The sequence below is a fragment of the Micromonospora sp. WMMC415 genome (assembly GCF_009707425.1).
Lineage (GTDB): Bacteria > Actinomycetota > Actinomycetes > Mycobacteriales > Micromonosporaceae > Micromonospora.
The window spans coordinates 266099-283614 of sequence record NZ_CP046104.1 but is presented as its reverse complement, the minus strand read 5'-3'; the positions used below and the strand labels follow the sequence as shown (position 1 = coordinate 283614).

Below are 17516 nucleotides of genomic sequence, written 5' to 3'. Positions count from 1 at the left end.
CTCCCAGTTCCGTCGGAGCGACGCCGGAGGTTGATCGTCTCTGCTGACCCCGTCGCGCGGGCGTGGGCCCGCACCCCGAGATCCGAGGAGAGCCAGATGCCCCGCATCCTTCGACGACCGGCCCTGACCGTGGCGGTCGGCACCGCCCTGCTCGCACTCGCTGCCGGCTGCGGCGGCGAGCCGGCGGCCGAGCAGTCGGAACCGACCCAGCCGGCGTCCGGTGGGCTGGCCGCGTACGCGGCGTGCCTGCGCGAGCAGGGCATCGACGTACCCGAGGACCTGCCCTCGGCCCGACCCGGCCGCAGCGGGCAGGCGGACCGGACAGCCCGACCGACCACCCGGCCCACCGCCAGGCCCTCCGGACAGCCGGGCGATGGGAACCGCCAGGGCGGGCAGGAGGCGCTACGGCCGGCCGATGTCGACGACGCCACCTGGGCACGCGCCCAGCAGGCATGCGAGGACTCACGTCCGCAGGGCGGCCGGCGCGGCGACGGCTGACCCGAGGCGGGACGCCGGGGCAGATGACCCGTGGTGGCGGCGAAACCTCCAACCGCGGGGCGGGGTGTCTGTCTTCGAGCCGCCCGACCGGGGCCGACAGTACCCGGTCCCGGCCGGGCGGCGACCACCCCTCGTACCGGAAGGACCTCCATGTCACGGATCACCCGTCCCGGCCTCACCGCTGCGACCTGCGCCCTCGCGCTCGGCGCCACGGTCGCACTGACCGGGCAGCCCGCCCAGGCCGCCCCGCCCGCCCTCGACTTCGGCTGTCAGCGGATCGCCTGGAGCTCGGACGGCAACTACCACGACCGCGACGACATCGGCGCGTCCGCCATGGCGCTGGCGCTGCTCGCCGAGAAGGGCCAGCAGTCCCGGCTCGTGCACTGGGACTACAACTCGCACCTGGGCAGCTCCACCGCGAGCTGGGAGCGGGACATGGTCACCGCCACCGAGGGCGTCGCAGGGCAGTTCGGCTACGACGTGGCCGGCATCTTCCGCAACAGCCAGACGAACCTCAACGCCGCGGTGACCCACCTCCGCGCGGCCGTCAACGCCTCCACCGCCACCAACACCCTCTGCCTCGTCGGTGCCGGCCCGATGGGTGTCGTGTACCGGGCGTTGCAGGGCTCGAACACCGCCGCGCGTCAGCACGTCACGCTGATCTCGCACTCGGACTGGAACAACAAGCACGACGACGACGACAACAGGTGGAACCTCGCCGACATCCGCCGCGACTTCCCGCAGGTCAAGTACACGCGGATCCCGGACCAGAACGCCGGTCTGGGCACCGGCGGCGGCGAGGAGAAGTGGGCCTGGATGGCCAACAACGCCGACCAGCGGCTGCGCTACGTGCACAACGTGGTCAACAACATCATGAACAAGAAGGGCGACGTCTCCGACGCCGGAATGATGTACTACCTGATCACCGGCGACGACTCCGGTAACGCCAACAAGCTGCGTACCTTCCTCACCGCTCCGGGGGGCGGTGGAAGTTCCGCGGAGACGGTGCAGGGTGAGTCGTACACGTCGCACTCCGGCGTCCAGTTGGCGTTCCACAGCGCGGCGCAGGGCGGTGCCACGGCGGGCTACCTGCACGACGGCGACTGGGCCGGCTACGCCCAGGTGTCCACGACCGGCCGGACCGAGTTCTCCGCAAGGGTGGCCTCCGGCACCTCCGGCGGCACCATCGAGGTACGGGCCGGCTCGGCGACCGGCCCGCTGCTCGGCACGGTCGACGTGCCCACCACCGACGGCTGGACGACCTACCGGACCGTCTCGACGTCGCTGTCGGGCACCGGAACCGGGCCGCTGCACCTGGTCTACACCGGCGGCCCCGGCTTCCTCTTCGACGTGGACAGCCTCACCGTGAGCTAGGCACGGCCATGCCCTTTCCAGGGTGGGGTGCGGCGCTGAGGCCGCACCCCACCCGGCTCCGCTCAGGGGCGAAGGTGAGCGAGGAGGTCCTCGGTCCCGGTCGCCTCGTCCACCCGGAGCGCCGCCTGCAACTGCTGCCTGCCCCGCCGCAGCCACGTCTTGACGGTGTTCTCCGGAACGCCCAGCTCGACAGCCACGTCCCGCACGGAAAGGTCGACGACATAGTGCAGCACCAACGCCTGCCGGTGCCGTACCGGCACCGCCCGCAGCGCCTCGGCGACGGCGACACCGTCAGTGCTGTCGCCGTCGTGGACCCGGTCGCTGCCGAGCCGCAGCAGCGCGGCCGCGCCGCGCAGCGCCTTGCGGCGCCGGGAGAACGCGAGGTTGAAGGCGACCCGGCGGACCCACGCCTCCGGCGCCTCGTACCCGCTGATCTTCGCCCACCGGGGCAGCGCACGGGAGAACGCCTCCTGGGCAAGCTCCTCGGCGTCGTGGCGGTTGCCGGTCAGCACGAACAGCTGGCCCACCAGCCGACGGTACGTCGCCAGGTAGAACTCGGTGAACTCCCGATCTGTCGACATCGGTCCTCTCGACACCTGTCGCAACGCGCGCATCCCCGATTCGGGCGCTTACCGTGCGGCGACCATCCGACTTGGACGCTGTCGTACTCATCCGCTTAAATAACGATCGCACCGTATGTGAATAATGTGGCAGCGTCAAACGGTAGAGTGGCGACGGCTACGCCCAGGGGAGATGACGGTGACTGACGGAATTCCGGACGCGGAGGCGACGCGTGACGCGCTGCGCCGGATAGCCGGGACCGCCGCCGACACCGCACATCCGCCGGATCTGGGCGACCTGCGCCACCGTGCACGCCGTCGCCGCGTCCGCTCCGTCGCCGCAGCCGGCCTGATCGCCGCGGCGATGGTGGCCGTACCCGTCGTCACGGCCGTGGTGGTCACACCAGCCGGTGAGCCACAGGTCGCCGCTCCCGTGCCGACGGCTCCCACCATCCCGGCGCCCGCATCGTCGGCCACGCCGCCCCGCCCGTCCGATGTCCCGTCCACCGCGACGGCGAGCGCCCAGGCGACGGAGACCGGCGGCCCGATCCAACCGGCGACCGAGCCGACCACCGGCACCCGCCGGGTCAAGCTGTTCCTGCTGCGTGAGCAGGCCGGCCAGCGCTGCCCGGAGGTCGTCACGGTGACCCGGGAGGTCCCGGCCCGCAGCGTCGCCAAGGAGGCCCTGCGGGCGCTGCTCGACGGCCCCACCCCGGCCGATCGCGCGGCCGGCCTGACCAGCGCCTTCGACGGCGACGCCCACCGCTTCCGCTATCTCAAGCTGGACGGGACGAACGCGCGGGCGGACTTCACCGACCTCGACGGCATCCTTGCCCCGGACGACAGCTGCGAGAAGACCAAGCTGCTGGAGCCGATGCGCCGCACCCTGGAACAGTTCGGCTGGATCGAGCAGGCACGGTTCTCCATCCGTGGCGACCAGCGAGCCTTCTACGTCGACGTGCTGCACGACCGGGTTCCCGACTGACGACCCTGCCTGACCGCATCCCGTGACGGCTGCGCTCGACGCGTGAAGAACACCGGCACCACCGCGACCGACAGTTGGCGGGTCACCTGGACCAACCCGGCCGGGACCGCGATCTCGGTGTGGAACGGACAGTGGATCGCATCCGGCGGGAGGAGGTGTACGTCACGAAGGACGGCTACGACCCGACCAAGCCCCTCGCCTGGTCGGACCTGGCGCCCGCCCCCTTCTCCACGGTGACCAACCCCTCGATCGTCAACGGCGCGTACCAGTGGGACGCCGTCCTGCCCGCCAACAAGACGGGGCGACATGTCATCTACTCCATCTGGCAACGCTCGGACAGTCCGGAGGCCTTCTTCAACTGCTTCGACGTGGTCTTCGGCGACGACGGTGGCAGCGGCCCGGGTACCGACGGGAAGTGTTCCGCGTCGGTGACCGTGGACCAGCGGTGGCCGGGCGGGTTGCAGGCGTCGATGACCATCCGCAACGACGGGCAGACGGCCGCGGGTTCGCGGCGACCCGTCTGGGCACTGAACCAGGTGCCCGGACGGGGTCGCCGTCGTCTCATCTTCGAAGTGCCGGTGCGTTCTTGCGGCAGGGCCACCTCTCCCCGCGTGGCCGATCCGACGATCAGCTCGATCTTGACGGCGGCGGAGAACTCGTGCTCCGGTGCTTCCGTGGCGGAGCCGGCCGGGTGCCCCGGCTCCGCCACAGACATGCCGTCACCTGCAGCCGGTGACGACAACCTTGTTGCCGGAGGTGTTGGCACCCTGGAACGTGTTGGCGGAGGTGCTGCGCACCACCGAGCAGTCGCCGCCCTCGACACGGATGGTCTTGTTCTTCACACCGTCCTTGAACGCGTAGAGCGGCGCCTCGACCATGCCCGGATTGACCTTGCGGACGAATCCCGCACCGACGATCCTGATCGTCCGGGTGTCGGCCTTCGTGCCGCCGGCCCAGGAGAAGACGCCCTGGTTGTAGCCGTTGGGTGAGTTGGAGATGACGGTCAGCCCGTCCAGGCTCGCGGTGCCCTGCCCGTAGTCGCCCCAGGCCATCTGGATCGGCGCGCCGTTGCGGTTGTGCACGATCGTGGTGTCCCGGATGGTGAGGTCGCCGGTGTAGAGCTTGGCGGAGTCGTCCCAGGTGTCGATAAGGGTGTTCTCGATCAGCGAGTCGTCGCCGCCGCTGAAGCCGTCGGAGTTGTTGCTGCCCACGTCGCGGTTGTCGATGTAGCGCATGCCGGACATGACCACCTGCGCGTTCTTGGCCCACATGTGGTAGAAGCGCGGGTTCACCGAGGTGTAATTGCGCAGGGTCAGCTTGATCTTCGCTTCGGTCGTCACGCCGGCCCGGGCGTAGTCCTTGGCGTGCGGGCCGTCACCGGTCAACTGGGACGTCTGCTTGTTCCGGCCGGTGATCGTCAACGCCTTCGTGCGGTTGGCGGGGATGAAGAAGTTGCCCTTCAGGGTCACCCCCGCGCCGATCACGATCTCCGTCCACGAGTCCGGTACAGAGAGCTTGCCGATGGTCTTGTTCGCGGTGAACGTCGCCACCCCGTTGCTGACCGACGGGTTCGCCGTACTCGCGTTGCCGCCGGTCGTCGGCGTCGGCGCCGGCTCGCCGGCCTGCTGGCCGACCGTGAACCGTACCGTCTGCTGGGAGGTGCCGCCGGGGCCGATCGCCCGCACCGCCAGCGCGTACGCGCCGTCCGGCGCGGAAGCCGCGTTCCAGCCCGGCGCGGTCGTGCCGTTGTTGCCCAGGAAGTAGTAGGGCGTCTGTCGCTCGGTCCAGGTCGCCGTGCTCGCGCCCGAAAGCGAGAACTCCACCCGGTCGACCGTGCCGCTGGTGCGCGCCTCGATCCGGGCCGTGCCGCTCAGCGTGGCGCCCTCGGTGACACCGGCGAGCTGCGTGATGCGGGGGGCGTCGTCGGCGGAGGCGGTCGGGGCCACCGCCCACGCCCCACCACCCGCAGCCACTACCAGGCCGGCAAGTGCCAGCTGACGCCAGGATCGTCGTGGCATCGTCGGGTCTCCTTGTGACTACTTGGGCTTCCGCTGATCGGCGGAAGCGCCGATCGACAGGGGACACTCCGCGTCACCGGCTCAGGTTTCGTCGAGGGAACGTCGGAAACGGCGCTGCCGCGACGAAACCGTCCACGACGCGTCTCACCCTCACCTTCGAGGGCGACGGCGACTACTTGCTCAACCTGGACCTTCTCGACATCGTCCGGCGCTGACGGCAACGCGCACCAGGTGTTCCGCCAGGCAGGACCCGGTCAGGCGGAACGCCGCCGCTGCCGAGAACAAATACGGAAGTCCGCCGCGAGATGATCATCATCATGGGCGTCACCGACAGAGAGAGTTGGCTGATCATGGTGCCAGCGCCCCGTCATCTCTCACCTCGCGGGCGGGCTGGGTTGAACGGGTGCGGCACCGACAGCCGTAGACCCTGATGCCCGGGAGGCGGTGGGTATGGCTGCGTGTGTTTCGCCGATTGCTTGGCTAACGGTAGGAGTCTCCATGTGACTCCGGGTGTGGTCCTGGGCTGGGCGAACACGGGTCCGGATGACGTGGGTGAACGTGGGCCACTCCCTGCCACCCCAGGTGAACCCCCAGGTCGCTAGACTAGGCCCTCGCGCCCTCGTAGCTCAGGGGATAGAGCATCGGTTTCCTAACCCGACGCTCCGCCGGTGTCCGCAGGCCGATGACCTGCGGCTTTCCTATCGTCCCCCGTTGCGTGCCGGTCGCTTCGCGGGCTCGCTGCGATCGCTTGCCGAAGATCAGCTGGAACGTTGTGGGCCCTGCGGGTGCAGGCTCAACGTTGCCGCGAGTCGGGAACCAAGTCATCCTTCCTCGTCGTCGAGCAGTTCGCGGCGCCACTCCGCAAATCGGCTTCGGAGTTTGTCTAGCGCTCGGCCGCTGACGCCGTACTGGGCGAAGTCGTCAGGATCGAGCTGGGCGGCTTGTCCGAGAGCGTCGGCGAAGATGCGCGGGTCGAAGCCACGGTCGGCGCGCTGCGCCAGGGTGAGGAGGGCGTCGCGGGTGTAGCGGCCGGATCGGAGCGTGGCGTCGATGTCGATGAAATCGCGGGCGAACGCTCGTCCGTAGAGGGCGCTCATCTTGTTCGCGACCGCGTCGTCGGGGTGGAGGACCGGTCCGATGGCCATGAGGATCGGTTCGTTGGCGCGCCAGTCCACGCCGAGTTCGACCTTGGAAACCCGGATCCCGTCGGTGACGGCCAGCCGGGCGAAGGTGTCGTACTGGCGCTCGGTCTCGACGGTCAGGCCGTCGTCCCGGTAGGCGTGTACGACGGCGGTGACCGCGGCGGTGAACTCGTCGCGGCGGTCCCAGGCGGTGAACAGGTCGACGTCCTCGCTGGGTCGCTCGATGAGCCCGGCGGCCTGGACTGCGTAGCCGCCGGCCAGAGCGAAGCCGTATCGATCGGCCGCCGCGAGTCCGGTACGGGCGAGGCGTTCGTGGAAGGGGTCCACCGCTATGCCGCGTTGCTGCGGGTGGCGGCGAGTTCGGGGAAGGCTTCCTCCCAGCGCTGGCGGAGCTGGGGTGGCAGCCAGAGGGTGGGCCAGAGCCGCCGGAGGAGGTCTGCATCGAGCCAGGCATTGAGATCTTCGACGGTGTTGGCTTCGGTGAGCACCACCTTGTACATGCTGGCCAGGCGTGCGGCCCGGCTCAGGTCGTACTCGGCGTGCCCGGACCAGTCGAGATGACGCGGAAGCGTCACCGTGCCGTCGGTCGGGCCGTGCATTGCGGCGAGGGTTTCGGCGATCACGTATGGCTTCCGGTCGCCGTAGGGCCGGTAGTCCGCCGGCGGTCGGGGTGATGTCCTGCGCCGGCTGATGTTGGTCGCCCGCCGAACCTCCGGTCGTAGCGCCTGACGGATCGTCTCCCGGCTGTATCCGGTGACCCGCTGCAGATCCACCGGCCGCCACCCGGCCGCGTGAAACGCCCGCAGCTGCTCGTCCCGCTCGGTCAACGCGGCCGCCCTCGTCGCCTCGTACCGGGAGACAACCGCGTGCAGCTCGTCCTCGGAAAACCGGCCCATGCCTGTAGCCTACTACGCTAGGCCCAGCGCGCTTGGCGTCTGGTCGTATCTCTGTGACCGGCGGGACCAGTCGTGGTGATCGCGATCGGATGCACTCATGTTCTCGTGAAGCCGAGTGCCCGGTATCCGGGCATGCGGCGTGGGAGTGAGGCGGCGAGGATGGGTGAGGCCGGGTCGTGGTAGTCGTGGACCTCGGCGACGTCCTTGCCGGGCGCGGCGCGGATGACGCGGCCGGCGCATTGGACGAGTAGGCCGTCGTAGGAGATCGGGCCGGCGAGGAAGAGGGTGTCGAGGGCGGGGGCGTCGAAGCCTTCACCGATGAACGGTGTGGTGCCGATGACGAGCAGGCCGTCGCCGGTCTTGGCGCCGTCGAGCCCGTCAACGACGGTCCGCCGTTCGCTGGTGCTCATCGTTCCTTGCAGCACGAGTGCCTGGTGTCCGCGTGCGGCGAGCAGAGCGGTGAGTGCCCCGACCTGGGCGACCCGTCGGGTCAGGACGAGACAGTTGCGACCGCGGGTCAGGGCTACGGCGACATCGTCGGCGATCTGGGTGTTGCGGGGCTCGTCGAGGGGCAGTCGCCGGTGTACCTCGGCGAGCGCGCCGGGCGCGTCCAGGTCGACGTCGCCGGGCTGGAATGTGGTCTCGTGGATGAACAGCGCTCGACGGGGTCCGGCGTCGGCGTGCATCGCTGCGGCGAGGGTGCCTTGTTCCTCGTCGGTCAGGGTGTGCCGGACGGGTCCGAGTTGCCAGGTGACGAGTTGGCCGAGGCCGTCGCGTCGTGTAGGTGTGGCGGTGAGGCCAAGCCAGAACTGCGCGGCGATCCGTTTGACCGAGTGCTCGTACGCGGCGGCGCCGAGGTGGTGGCATTCGTCGACGATGACGTGCCCGTACCCCTGGGTCAGGGTGGCGACGTCGTCGCGCCGCGCCAGGGAGGGCAGCAGCGCGATGTCCACCGTGCCGGTGAGCTTGCGTCGGCCGCCGCCGAGTTGCCCCGGCCTCAATCCGAGGAACTGTTGGATGCGGGTGCGCCACTGGTCGGCGAGGGCTTTGCGGTCGACGAGGACGAGGGTGGAGGTGTTGCGTTCGGCGATCACGGCGCAGGCCATGACGGTCTTGCCGGAGCCCGGTGGGGCGACCAGGATCCCGTCGTCGTGGGCGAGAAGCGCGCCGACCGCGTTGGCCTGCCTGCTGGTGAGTTCGGCGGTGAACGCGGCGTCGATCTCGGTCCCGGGGTTTCGTGCGTCCGTGATTGCCAGCCGGGATCCGGCGCGCTCGACGATCGTGGTGATGGTGTGCCGCAGGCCCCGCGGGAGGACCAAGCGGTCATCGAGGGTGAGGTCGTAGCCCTGGATGAAGCGTGGGGTGTCCCAGGTGGACTTGCGGAGTCGCTGCAGCTCGTAGAACTTCGGGTTGGCCATGGCGGCGGCGTGTTTGAACGTCGCCAGTGCGGCGGGGGTGAGCTGTCTGGCGTCGATGCTCAGCCCGGCACCGGCCTCCGCGTGAACCACCGGAGGGAGCGGAGGGTGGACCTGGGTCGCGGCGGACCGGCTCATCGTGGCGACGTCGGCACCGGTGGCGGCTTGCTTGGCCTGCCGGGCAATCCGTTCGGCGTCGCCGGGGCTGAGCCGGTCCAGCGTCGACAGGAACGCCCACTGGTCCGCGTGCGGCTCGAGGGTGCCGAGGTCGAGAAACGTGGTCAGTCCGTCCTTGCGGCGGCGTCCCTGTAGCGGTGCGGCGATGAGGTTGCCGAAGCCACCCTCGGGCAGGACGTCCTGGTTGGGGAAGAGACGGTCGTACGAGCGCAGGTCCATCGACCCGCGCAGCACCATCGCCTCACGCAGCAGGACCGTGCCGACGGCGCGCGCGGTGGCCGCGGGAACAGCGCCGGCGAAGAAGACCCATACGTGGGCGCCGCGGCCTGACTGGGAGATCTCCATCGCGGCGGGCACCGCGCTGGCTCGTGCCGCTTTCACGTAGGCGAGGGCGTCGAGCATCGCCGTCGGCCCGTCGAAGTCGGCCACGACGAAGTGGCAGGTGTTGCCGGGCATCAGCGGGTACAGGCCCATGAACACGTCGCCGACGAGATGCGCCGCGACGACCTCCGTCGTGCGGGCAGGTAGGTGGCACCGCGCCGGTCCATACCCTTACGCCAGCCTCCGGCGACCGCAGGCATCCACCCGGCAGCACCGGTACGGGCGTTCTCCCACCGCACGGCGTACACGTCGACCCGGGCCCGGAACCGGTCGGCGAACAGCACCAGCTTGTCCTGCGCCGGCGAAGCCATGGTGACCAGCCCTGGCGGCTCAACCGGCGCGGACAACTGCTCCGGCGCCGCCGTCGTGTCCTGGCCGCGCAGCTCCAGCAGACGCGCCAGCCGGGCGTTCTCCGCCCGTAACCGCTCCACCTCCCGCCGAAGATCGACGAACTCGGCCACCGAACCATGCCGACCATCCTCGCGCATCAGGCTCCGAACACCTCGACACCGGTCCGCTATCCTCCGCCGATGGCATCGAAGGGAAACGCCGCGCTGGAGGCGATGATCGAGGAAGCCACCGTCGACGCGTACGGAGACGACGAACAGCTCACCGGCCTGTTCACCATGATTGAGGAGCACCTGGCGGTGCCGTTCACCACCACCGTCATCGGCGTCGAGGTCACCGTGCGGAAGATCGACCTGACCGCCGACAGCATCGTCGCGGTCTGCGCCCGAGGCCGCCACCGGCAGAGGATCGACCTGCTCGACCTGCCGTTACCCACCCCTACGCCGGACGGCGCCGCGTGGATCGAGGCCTACCGGCACTGGGCCGGAAGGTAGGCCCCCGTGAGCGAGTACCAGTACTACGAATTCACCGCCGTCGACCGGCCCCTCACCAGCCGGGAGCAGGCCGAACTGCGGTCGCTGTCCACCCGGGCCGACATCACCGCCACCAGCCTCGTCAACACCTACGAGTGGGGCAACTTCAAGGGCGACCCACGCACGCTGATGGAACGGTACTTCGACGCACACCTGTACCTGGCCAACTGGGGCACCCACCAGCTCATGCTGCGGCTACCGAAAAACGTGCTCGACGCCGCCACCGTCGCCCGGTACTGCCAGAGTGACAGCGCGTCCGCCTGGACCGCCGGCAAACACGTCATCATCGACCTCCACGACGAGGACGAGGACGGCACCGACGAGTGGGACCTCGACGGCCACGGCCTGCTCGCCTCCATCATCCCGGTCCGGGCCGGCCTCGCCGCCGGCGACCTGCGCCTGCTCTACCTGGCCTGGCTCCGCTGCGTACAGTCCGAGGAGATCGCCGACGACGAGCCCGAACCGCCCGTCCCAGCCGGACTGGGCACCCTCGACGCGGCCCTCACCGCCGTAGCCGAGTTCCTGCGCCTCGACCCCGACCTGATCGCGGCCGCAGCGGCCGGGTCGGCGCCGGCCGCCTCCGGTGAACCGACCGCCGCGCAACTACGCACCTGGGTCGTCGGGCTGCCCGCCCCAGACAAGGACGCCATCCTGACCGACCTGATCACCGGCGGCGACAGCCACCTACGCAGCCGACTGCTGCGCCGCTACCGCGACGCACACCCCACCGACGCGTCCACCCCGACGGCCGCCCGCACCGCCGGAGAACTACTCGCCACCGCCGCGGACCTGCGCGCCGAGAGGGAACGACGGGACGCCGAGCAGCGCGAACGCGACCGGACTCGCCGCGAACGGTCCGCCGCAGCAGCCCGGCAACGACACCTCGACACCCTCGCAGTCGACCAACCCGCCGCCTGGCAGCGGGTCGACGAACTCATCGCCACAAAGAAACCCCGCGAGTACGACACCGCCGTACAACTCCTCGTCGACCTGCACGACTTCGGCGAACGCGACGGAGACAGCTCATCGTTCCGACACCGGCTGGCCGAGCTACGGGCGGTGCACGCCCGCAAGCCCAGCCTGCTCGAACGCCTCAACCTCGCAGGCCTCGACACCTGACCGCACGGTTCGCCGCCCTACATCAGCCGCCGTATGTCATCGCCAAGCAGTACCCGGATCAGGGGTTGAGGTCGGCCCACTGCGCCTGCGTCAGCAGGCCCTCATGCTCCAGCCGGTGGGCGATCTTGGCCTTCGTGGCCGCATCCAGCGTCTCGGGTAGATCCTCGAACGAGGCGGGCAGAACATCCAGCAGGGAAAAGATCTGCTGGCCGTCTCGCACCGTCAAAAGCAGCATGCACCGCCAGTGCGGCGAAGACTCAGGCCGGTGCCCCAACCGGTGCACCAGTACCAGCCACAGATAGTGCACCGCTGCTGGATCGGCGAACTCCGCCAACCACCCTGCCCCGTGATTGCGGCTCAGTCCGCAATGAATCGCCTCGGTGTCGAGCCGGATCAACTCTGACGTGTCGACTGCCTTGATCGTCCGGGGAACACCTGAGCTCACAGCGAGAGTTTCCCATGCGAGAACGAGCCGCCCGACACGCCGATCCCGGCCCGCCCGCCCGCGGACCGGCCAGGACAAAGGTCAACCCTGACCGGCAAGCCTAGGACCCATCAGGAGATCGTCAGGCAATTGCTCACCCGCTCCGCCGAACGCCGGCACGCGTCGGCCTCGTGCTGATCCAGCCTCCGAAGTCCGCGGACGATCTCCCTGAGGCCCGTCGCCTGCCCGGCTGCACGCTTCCACGCCCGGTAGCGGGCAGCCTGTCGACGCCGCGTGGAACCTTCGGCCGGCGTTGACACGCGGGCTCGCACATCGTGTCCGTGGTGCCGGCCGGCAACGGCGACAGGCTGACGCTGCCGTGCCCGCGGGGCCGGGAGTGGGGATGGCTGTGTGTGTTCCGCCGTGATCGTGGCTGAGCCTCGAGGTGCCACCCACTTCTCGCTCCGCGGGCGCGCCGGGTTGAACGGGCGCGGCACCAACAGCCGTAGACCCTGATGCCCGGGAGCGGTGGGTATGGCTGCGTGTGTTTCGTCGAGATCGCTTGGCTCACGGTAGGAGATGCCACCCGCCGCTTCGTCGTCTGCGAGATTCGGTAGACCGCTGATGGAGACCCGCGACCCTGATCGCATTGGTAGAAGGTGCCGGCAAACCCGAACCCACAGACGACGGGCCGACCGAGAAACCCGATCAAGTGAAGGAGCGCGAGGGTGGCGAAGCTGTGGATCGGCGTGGACATCGGCAAGACCCACCACCACATGGCCGTCGTCGACGGCGACGGCCGCTTGGTCTACTCCCGCCGGGTCGCCAACGACGAGACCGCACTGCTCACGGTCATGGCGGAGGTGTCGACGTATGGCCGGCCGGTGTGCTGGGCCGTGGATGTCACCACCGGCCTGTCGGCGCTGCTGCTGACCCGGCTGTGGCGGCGGCAGGTCCAGGTCCGCTACGTCTCCGGCACCGTCGCGTTCCACATGGCCGCCGCGTTCGCCGGGGAGAACAAGACCGACGCCCGCGACGCGGTCGTCATCGCCCAGACCATCCGCATGCGCCCCGACATCCCGATCCTGGAACCCTCCGACCGGCTCCTGGCCGAGCTCACCGTGCTCACCGGCTACCGCGCAGATCTCGTCGGGCAGCGCGTCGCGACCCTGTTCAGGTTGCAGGAACTCCTCACCGGGATCAGCCCCGCCCTCGAACGGGCCGTGGATCTGAACCGGAAGGCCCCGATGATGGTCCTGGCGTGTTGGCAGACGCCGGCGGCGATCCGGCACGCCGGTGTCGATCGGATCACCGCCCTCCTCCGTCGCGGGCATGTCAAGAACGCCGTCCAGGTCGCCGAGGCCCTTGTTGCGGCTGCCCGGCAGCAGACCGTGAACCTGCCTGGCCAACGTGCCGCCGCCGTGGTCGTCGGGCAGATGGCCACCGAGATCCTCGCCCTCGAACAACGCATCGCCGCCGTCGACGACCTCATCGCCGAACAGCTCGACCAGCACGCCCTCGCGCCGATCATCGGGAGCCTGCCCGGCATGGGCCCCCTGCTCACCGCCGAACTGCTGGTGCACACCGCCGGCATGACCGAGTACGACAGCCCCACCAAACTCGCGGCTCATGCCGGCCTGGCGCCGGTTTCCCGCGACTCCGGAACGGTTTCCGGCAACCATCGGCAGCCTCGCCGCTACCACCGAAGACTGCGCCACATTCTGTGGATGGCCGCGTTCACCGCCGCCAGGGAATGCCCCACCTCCCGCGCCTACTATGAGAAGAAGCGCGCCGAAGGAAAGAACCACCGGCAAGCCATCCTCGCCCTCGCCCGACGACGCGTCGATGTCCTCTGGGCACTCATCCGCGACCGCAAAACCTTCAGCCGACCGGCAGTAACCGCCCGCGCCGCAGCCTGAAACGGCCCGCTCTCCGCCGACGCGACCCCATCGGGTCGGCAGCTTCACCCTGCCCGACAAGATCACCCGGAGTCACATGGAGACTCCGGGTGTGGTCCTGGGCTGGGAGAACAGCGGTACGGGTGACGTGGGTGAACGTGGGCCACTCCCTGCCACCCCAGGTGAACCCCCAGGTCGCTAGACTGGGCCCTCGCGCCCTCGTAGCTCAGGGGATAGAGCATCGGTTTCCTAACCCGACGCTCCGCTTGTGTCCGCAGGCTGTCTGACCTGCGAGTTCTTGTCATCGACCTCTGTGTGCCGCTCGCTTCGGGGCCTTGCTGCGATCGCTTGCCGAAGATCAGCTGGAACGTTGGGTCATGCATGTGCAGGCTTATCGCTGCGGCGAGTCGGGAGCGGAGTCATCTTCGGCGGGTTGCTCCTCGCCGAGCAGTTCACGGCGCCATCCGGTGAATCGGCTACGGAGATTGTCCAGCGCTCGGCCGGCGACGCCGTACTGGGCGAAGTCGTCAGGGGGTCGAGCAAAGTGGCTTGTCCGAGAGCGTCGGCGAAGACGCGCCGGTCGAAACCACGGTCGGCGCGCTGCGCGAGGGTGAGGAGGGCGTCGCGGGTGTAGCGGCCGGATCGGAGCGTGGCGTCGATGTCGATGAAATCGCGGGCGAACGCTCGCCCGTAGAGGGCGCTCATCTTGTTCGCGACCGCATCGACGGGGTGTAGGACCGGTCCGATCGCCATGAGGATCGGTTCGTTGGCACGCCAGTCCACGCCGAGTTCGACTTTGGAGATCCGCACTCCGTCGGTGACAGCCAGCCGGGCGACTGTGTCGTACTGCCGCTCGGTTTCGACGGTGAGGCCGTCGTCTCGGTAGGCGTGCACGACGGCGGCGACCGCGGCGGTGAACTCGTCGCGGCGGTCCCAGGCGGTGAACAGGTCAACGTCCTCGCTGGGCCGCTCCAGAAGTCCGGCGGCCTGAACCGCGTAGCCGCCGGCCAGCGCAAAGCCGTACCGGTCGGCCGCCCCGAGCCCGGTACGGGCGAGGCGTTCGTGGAAGGGATCCACCGCTACGCCCCGTTGCTGCGGGTCGCGGCGAGTTCGGGAAAGGCTTCCTCCCAGCGCTGGCGGAGCTAAGGCTTCCTCCCAGCCGTCGGTGATGCGAGCAGCCGAATACGCGGCCTGCACCTTGCGCAGCGGGAAGGTCTCGCCGTCGGCGACGGTGCGCTGCCGGGGCGTCCCGTCGGCGGTGATCCCGTCGAGGTCCCCGCCGGTACGGTCGGCGAGCACCCGGACGTGCGGAACCTCCTTCCCTCGCTGGGCGAGCAGCGGCATCAGGTGGGGCAGCGGACCGAACCGGGCCTCGTCGCTCGGTGGGGGAGCGGGAAGCGGCTCGACCAGGGCGACCTCCCCGGCGCGGGCGAACAGCGCCAACCCGTATCTGCCCGGTCGAGTGGGCTGATCGCGGACGGCTCCCGTCGAGCGCGTCCAGGGTCGCCGGGTCGGACCCAGCCCGGCCAGTTCCTCCCGTCGCGAGGATCCGGTCGGTCTTGTGTCACCGCGCGTCGGTCGGCCATTCATCCAGATTCGCGGCGATCCTGCCAACCGTCGGGCCCCACGGCCCCACCCGCCTTTCATTGATCAGGTCCCGCAGCGCGCCAGCCGCCCACACTGACCGGCGCATCGCTGCGAACCGGCGGTCGACGTCCTGAGCCGGCAGGTCGGGAACCAGGTCGGAGCTCCAGCCCAACGCACTGACCAGTGCGCAGAGGGCGAGGGATGTCCGGTCGACAGCGGCAGCGTCAATCGCGGCACGCCTGAGGCGCTGGCGAGCTCCGATCACGGGGGAAGAATCGCCCAGGGAGGTCACTCGATAGCGGTCGACGGGAAGCAGTCGCAGCATTCTGCTCCGGGTCCTAATCAACTCCCCATCTTGTACAAGCTTCTCGAGCGTGCGGTCCCGAACATTCTTGGTCAGACGCACGACCCAGTCCCGCGGGCCACGGAGTCTTGCGTCCTGCGCGATATCACGGAGCGCGGCGTCGTCCAGTGTGTTGCCGGTCGGCTCCGAGTTCGTGACTACGACATTGCCGTCGATGTGGTCGATCTTCCCGGCCGTGGACAGGTCGGCGAGCAGCGCAGCCGCCAAGCCGAGGTCGAGGTCCTCCTGCGGGCCCCGCAAGATGCCGTCCTCGCTCAAAGCAAGCAATGCCAGGGCTTCAGCCAGCGACAGTGAAGTCACCGGGCGATAGTACCCTGGGCTCGACGACCAACAAATCCACCCTGAGCGCATCGAATTGCGCTGGGACCAACCTGAACAGGTCAGGTTGGTCCCAGGTCATGCAGCCCTTATGGCCGGCAGTCCGCTACCGTACGCAATACGTTCGAGTACTTGGTTGTCGTGCCCGAGGTGTGCTTCCAGACGGCCTTGGCGCGCCAGTCCCGCCAATCCATCGTGGTGTCCGCTCGGCAGGGAAGATCCTTGAAGGAGTACGACTTCTGGGAAGGCGTGGCGATTCCCGAAATCGTGACGCGAGTCTTGCCCACGTCACTCCAGCCGCCGATCGCGATCCTTGTCTGGAGCACGATCTCGGCTGACCGGATGGCGCGGTTCGGGCAGCTCGTGTAGCTCGCCGACCCCTTGATGTAGGCACCATCCTTGATCGTGTATCCGATGTCCATCTTGGTGCCGCTACTGCAGTTGGTGGCCGCACTGGCCGGCTGGACCTGCCCTACGATCGCAATCCCGAACGCAAGTGCAAGTACGCTCAAGCGAGCAACAGTCTTTCGCACAGAAGATCCTCCCCGTTTTCGGAACGTGATCCGGTGGCCATCCTTCGCACCCAGGCGCCCGGATCAGGCTGATATCGGTCCGGTACTTCGGCATTCAAAGCGCAGTGCTACGACTGCCGTCCCTTGAAAGGCACCCCGTCGTACCCCGCGGAGTCTGCTTCCGCTGATCGGAAGCAGGTTGTGACCTGGGATTGGAGTGCTACTCGCACCGAACCGTGATCGAGTTCGAGCGCAACTCCGTCTTGCCGCCGTCCGAATGATGGAAGACCACAAAAGTGTCGTATCTGCTAGTGACGCTGCGGTTCTGGCAGATTCGATCCTTCGGCGAGAAGGAACGACTCGACGGCGTCGCAATTCTCTTGATCTCAACCTCGGTGGCAAACAGTCGGCCACCGTTCCTGCGGATCCAGATCTCGGCCCGTGAGATCGGCCTATCCGGGCAGCTTGTGTAGCTGGCCGAACCCTTGATGTATCCGCCGGAAAGAATGGTGTACCCAATGTCTGTCTGGGTGCCGTTGGCGCAACTGGCTGCCTGTGCCGGCGCCGATGGCACCAGAAGGAGCGCTGTTGCCAGGCTGCCGATGGCAGCCGCCGACTTGATCCGCGTCAGGTTCATATGATCCCTACTTGTGCACACGCCGTCGACGTGGCAGCGGGGGAATCGTCGACAGAATGTACAACAGGTCAGAGGATATATTCGCACCTTTGCACCTTCGCCCCCGCGCAGTTAGGAAGCTAACAGAGGGGGTCGATCGTGTCCAATAGGTAACTCCGAGTGATAAGCCTTGCCGAATCCAAGCGCTGGAGCGCCATCCGAGAAACAGGCAACGACATGCGCCGCCCGGCGAACCTTCCCCCCCGACGGTCTGTACCGCGGCACCATCCACCGTTTGTGCTGGTCGGTCTGGCGGTGCCGAGGCCGGTCCGGATCAGAACGAGTCCACTG

General features: G+C 68.7%; 18 protein-coding genes and 2 pseudogenes. 8 read left to right on the top strand and 12 right to left on the bottom strand.

Going from position 1 to position 17516, the window contains the following annotated elements:
• Positions 1-129: 129 nt before the first annotated feature.
• Together GKC29_RS01395 and GKC29_RS01390 are read left to right on the top strand one after the other, a co-directional pair.
• Positions 130-498 (top strand): hypothetical protein, encoded by a 369-nt coding sequence (locus GKC29_RS01395; protein WP_155333927.1) that lies wholly within the window; start codon positions 130-132, stop codon positions 496-498.
• A 150-nt stretch (positions 499-648) separates the two neighbouring features.
• Positions 649-1872 carry a carbohydrate-binding protein gene (locus GKC29_RS01390; protein ID WP_230688878.1) on the top strand — a complete coding sequence of 408 codons (1224 nt, stop codon included), beginning with the start codon at positions 649-651 and terminating at the stop codon, positions 1870-1872.
• A 62-nt stretch (positions 1873-1934) separates the two neighbouring features.
• On the opposite strand, the gene GKC29_RS01385 is transcribed toward GKC29_RS01390, so the two are convergent.
• Positions 1935-2453, bottom strand: coding sequence for an RNA polymerase sigma factor (locus GKC29_RS01385; protein ID WP_196255784.1), 519 nt, complete (start codon positions 2451-2453; stop codon positions 1935-1937).
• Positions 2454-2631: 178 nt separating this feature from the next.
• On the opposite strand from GKC29_RS01385, the gene GKC29_RS01380 reads away from it, so the two are divergent.
• The 3 genes and pseudogenes from GKC29_RS01380 to GKC29_RS30435 all read left to right on the top strand — a co-directional run.
• Entirely contained in the window at positions 2632-3417 is a 786-nt protein-coding gene (locus GKC29_RS01380) for a GerMN domain-containing protein (protein ID WP_155329085.1), read from the top strand.
• Positions 3418-3459: 42 nt separating this feature from the next.
• The gene (locus tag GKC29_RS01375; protein ID WP_230688877.1) at positions 3460-3654 is read left to right on the top strand and encodes a cellulose binding domain-containing protein; all 195 of its coding nucleotides are present in this window, start codon (positions 3460-3462) and stop codon (positions 3652-3654) included.
• A pseudogene (locus GKC29_RS30435) lies at positions 3621-3728 on the top strand (chitin-binding protein); the annotation flags it as partial. The gene GKC29_RS01375 and the pseudogene GKC29_RS30435, both read left to right, overlap by 34 nt.
• Before the next feature lie 2 nt (positions 3729-3730).
• On the opposite strand, the gene GKC29_RS29760 reads toward GKC29_RS30435, so the two are convergent.
• From GKC29_RS29760 to GKC29_RS29755, 6 genes are all read right to left on the bottom strand, one after another.
• Entirely contained in the window at positions 3731-4132 is a 402-nt protein-coding gene (locus GKC29_RS29760) for a hypothetical protein (protein WP_230689157.1), read from the bottom strand.
• Between the two features lie 4 nt (positions 4133-4136).
• Positions 4137-5435, bottom strand: coding sequence for a hypothetical protein (locus GKC29_RS01365; RefSeq protein WP_155329084.1), 1299 nt, complete (start codon positions 5433-5435; stop codon positions 4137-4139).
• A gap of 821 nt (positions 5436-6256) precedes the next feature.
• Positions 6257-6904: a nucleotidyl transferase AbiEii/AbiGii toxin family protein gene (locus GKC29_RS01360; RefSeq protein WP_155329083.1), complete on the bottom strand. Its 648-nt coding sequence runs from the start codon at positions 6902-6904 to the stop codon at positions 6257-6259.
• A 2-nt stretch (positions 6905-6906) separates the two neighbouring features.
• Complete coding sequence (locus GKC29_RS01355) at positions 6907-7473, bottom strand: hypothetical protein (protein ID WP_155329082.1); 567 nt, start codon at positions 7471-7473, stop codon at positions 6907-6909.
• 95 nt (positions 7474-7568) lie between these two features.
• On the bottom strand, positions 7569-9539 hold the full coding sequence (locus GKC29_RS01350; protein ID WP_230689133.1) for a DEAD/DEAH box helicase: 1971 nt from the start codon (positions 9537-9539) through the stop codon (positions 7569-7571).
• A complete protein-coding gene (locus GKC29_RS29755; RefSeq protein ID WP_230688876.1) occupies positions 9521-9934 on the bottom strand; it encodes a hypothetical protein in 414 nt (137 codons plus the stop codon). Before GKC29_RS29755 ends, GKC29_RS01350 begins: the two co-directional genes overlap by 19 nt.
• Before the next feature lie 42 nt (positions 9935-9976).
• On the opposite strand from GKC29_RS29755, the gene GKC29_RS01345 reads away from it, so the two are divergent.
• A complete protein-coding gene (locus tag GKC29_RS01345; RefSeq protein WP_196255783.1) occupies positions 9977-10288 on the top strand; it encodes a hypothetical protein in 312 nt (103 codons plus the stop codon).
• A 6-nt stretch (positions 10289-10294) separates the two neighbouring features.
• Positions 10295-11446, top strand: coding sequence for a hypothetical protein (locus GKC29_RS01340; protein WP_155329080.1), 1152 nt, complete (start codon positions 10295-10297; stop codon positions 11444-11446).
• 58 nt (positions 11447-11504) lie between these two features.
• Here the strand turns inward: GKC29_RS01340 and GKC29_RS01335 are convergent, their stop codons facing one another.
• A complete protein-coding gene (locus tag GKC29_RS01335; protein ID WP_155329079.1) occupies positions 11505-11891 on the bottom strand; it encodes a hypothetical protein in 387 nt (128 codons plus the stop codon).
• Positions 11892-12598: 707 nt separating this feature from the next.
• Between GKC29_RS01335 and GKC29_RS01330 the strand changes: the two genes are divergently transcribed.
• Positions 12599-13789 carry an IS110 family transposase gene (locus GKC29_RS01330; RefSeq protein ID WP_155329078.1) on the top strand — a complete coding sequence of 397 codons (1191 nt, stop codon included), beginning with the start codon at positions 12599-12601 and terminating at the stop codon, positions 13787-13789.
• A 370-nt stretch (positions 13790-14159) separates the two neighbouring features.
• Here GKC29_RS01330 and GKC29_RS30430 read toward each other — a convergent pair.
• The 4 genes and pseudogenes from GKC29_RS30430 to GKC29_RS01310 all read right to left on the bottom strand — a co-directional run bounded on the left by GKC29_RS30430 (position 14160) and on the right by GKC29_RS01310 (position 17186).
• A pseudogene (locus GKC29_RS30430) lies at positions 14160-14845 on the bottom strand (nucleotidyl transferase AbiEii/AbiGii toxin family protein).
• A 487-nt stretch (positions 14846-15332) separates the two neighbouring features.
• Positions 15333-16019 (bottom strand): GPP34 family phosphoprotein, encoded by a 687-nt coding sequence (locus GKC29_RS01320; RefSeq protein ID WP_196255782.1) that lies wholly within the window; start codon positions 16017-16019, stop codon positions 15333-15335.
• A gap of 107 nt (positions 16020-16126) precedes the next feature.
• Positions 16127-16570, bottom strand: a complete 444-nt coding sequence (locus GKC29_RS01315; protein ID WP_155329076.1) for a hypothetical protein — start codon at positions 16568-16570, stop codon at positions 16127-16129.
• Between the two features lie 199 nt (positions 16571-16769).
• Positions 16770-17186 carry a hypothetical protein gene (locus tag GKC29_RS01310; RefSeq protein WP_155329075.1) on the bottom strand — a complete coding sequence of 139 codons (417 nt, stop codon included), beginning with the start codon at positions 17184-17186 and terminating at the stop codon, positions 16770-16772.
• Positions 17187-17516 lie beyond the last annotated feature (330 nt).

Excerpts from the sequence above, each read along its gene's own strand:
- GKC29_RS01345 (WP_196255783.1), top strand. The coding sequence starts at position 9,977 with ATGGCATCGAAGGGAAACGCCGCGCTGGAGGCGATGATCGAGGAAGCC.
- GKC29_RS01385 (WP_196255784.1), bottom strand. The coding sequence starts at position 2,453 with ATGTCGACAGATCGGGAGTTCACCGAGTTCTACCTGGCGACGTACCGT.
- GKC29_RS29760 (WP_230689157.1), bottom strand. The coding sequence starts at position 4,132 with ATGTCTGTGGCGGAGCCGGGGCACCCGGCCGGCTCCGCCACGGAAGCA.
- GKC29_RS01355 (WP_155329082.1), bottom strand. The coding sequence starts at position 7,473 with ATGGGCCGGTTTTCCGAGGACGAGCTGCACGCGGTTGTCTCCCGGTAC.
- GKC29_RS01350 (WP_230689133.1), bottom strand. The coding sequence starts at position 9,539 with ATGGGCCTGTACCCGCTGATGCCCGGCAACACCTGCCACTTCGTCGTG.
- GKC29_RS01390 (WP_230688878.1), top strand. The coding sequence starts at position 649 with ATGTCACGGATCACCCGTCCCGGCCTCACCGCTGCGACCTGCGCCCTC.
- GKC29_RS29755 (WP_230688876.1), bottom strand. The coding sequence starts at position 9,934 with ATGCGCGAGGATGGTCGGCATGGTTCGGTGGCCGAGTTCGTCGATCTT.
- GKC29_RS01365 (WP_155329084.1), bottom strand. The coding sequence starts at position 5,435 with ATGCCACGACGATCCTGGCGTCAGCTGGCACTTGCCGGCCTGGTAGTG.
- GKC29_RS01310 (WP_155329075.1), bottom strand. The coding sequence starts at position 17,186 with ATGAACCTGACGCGGATCAAGTCGGCGGCTGCCATCGGCAGCCTGGCA.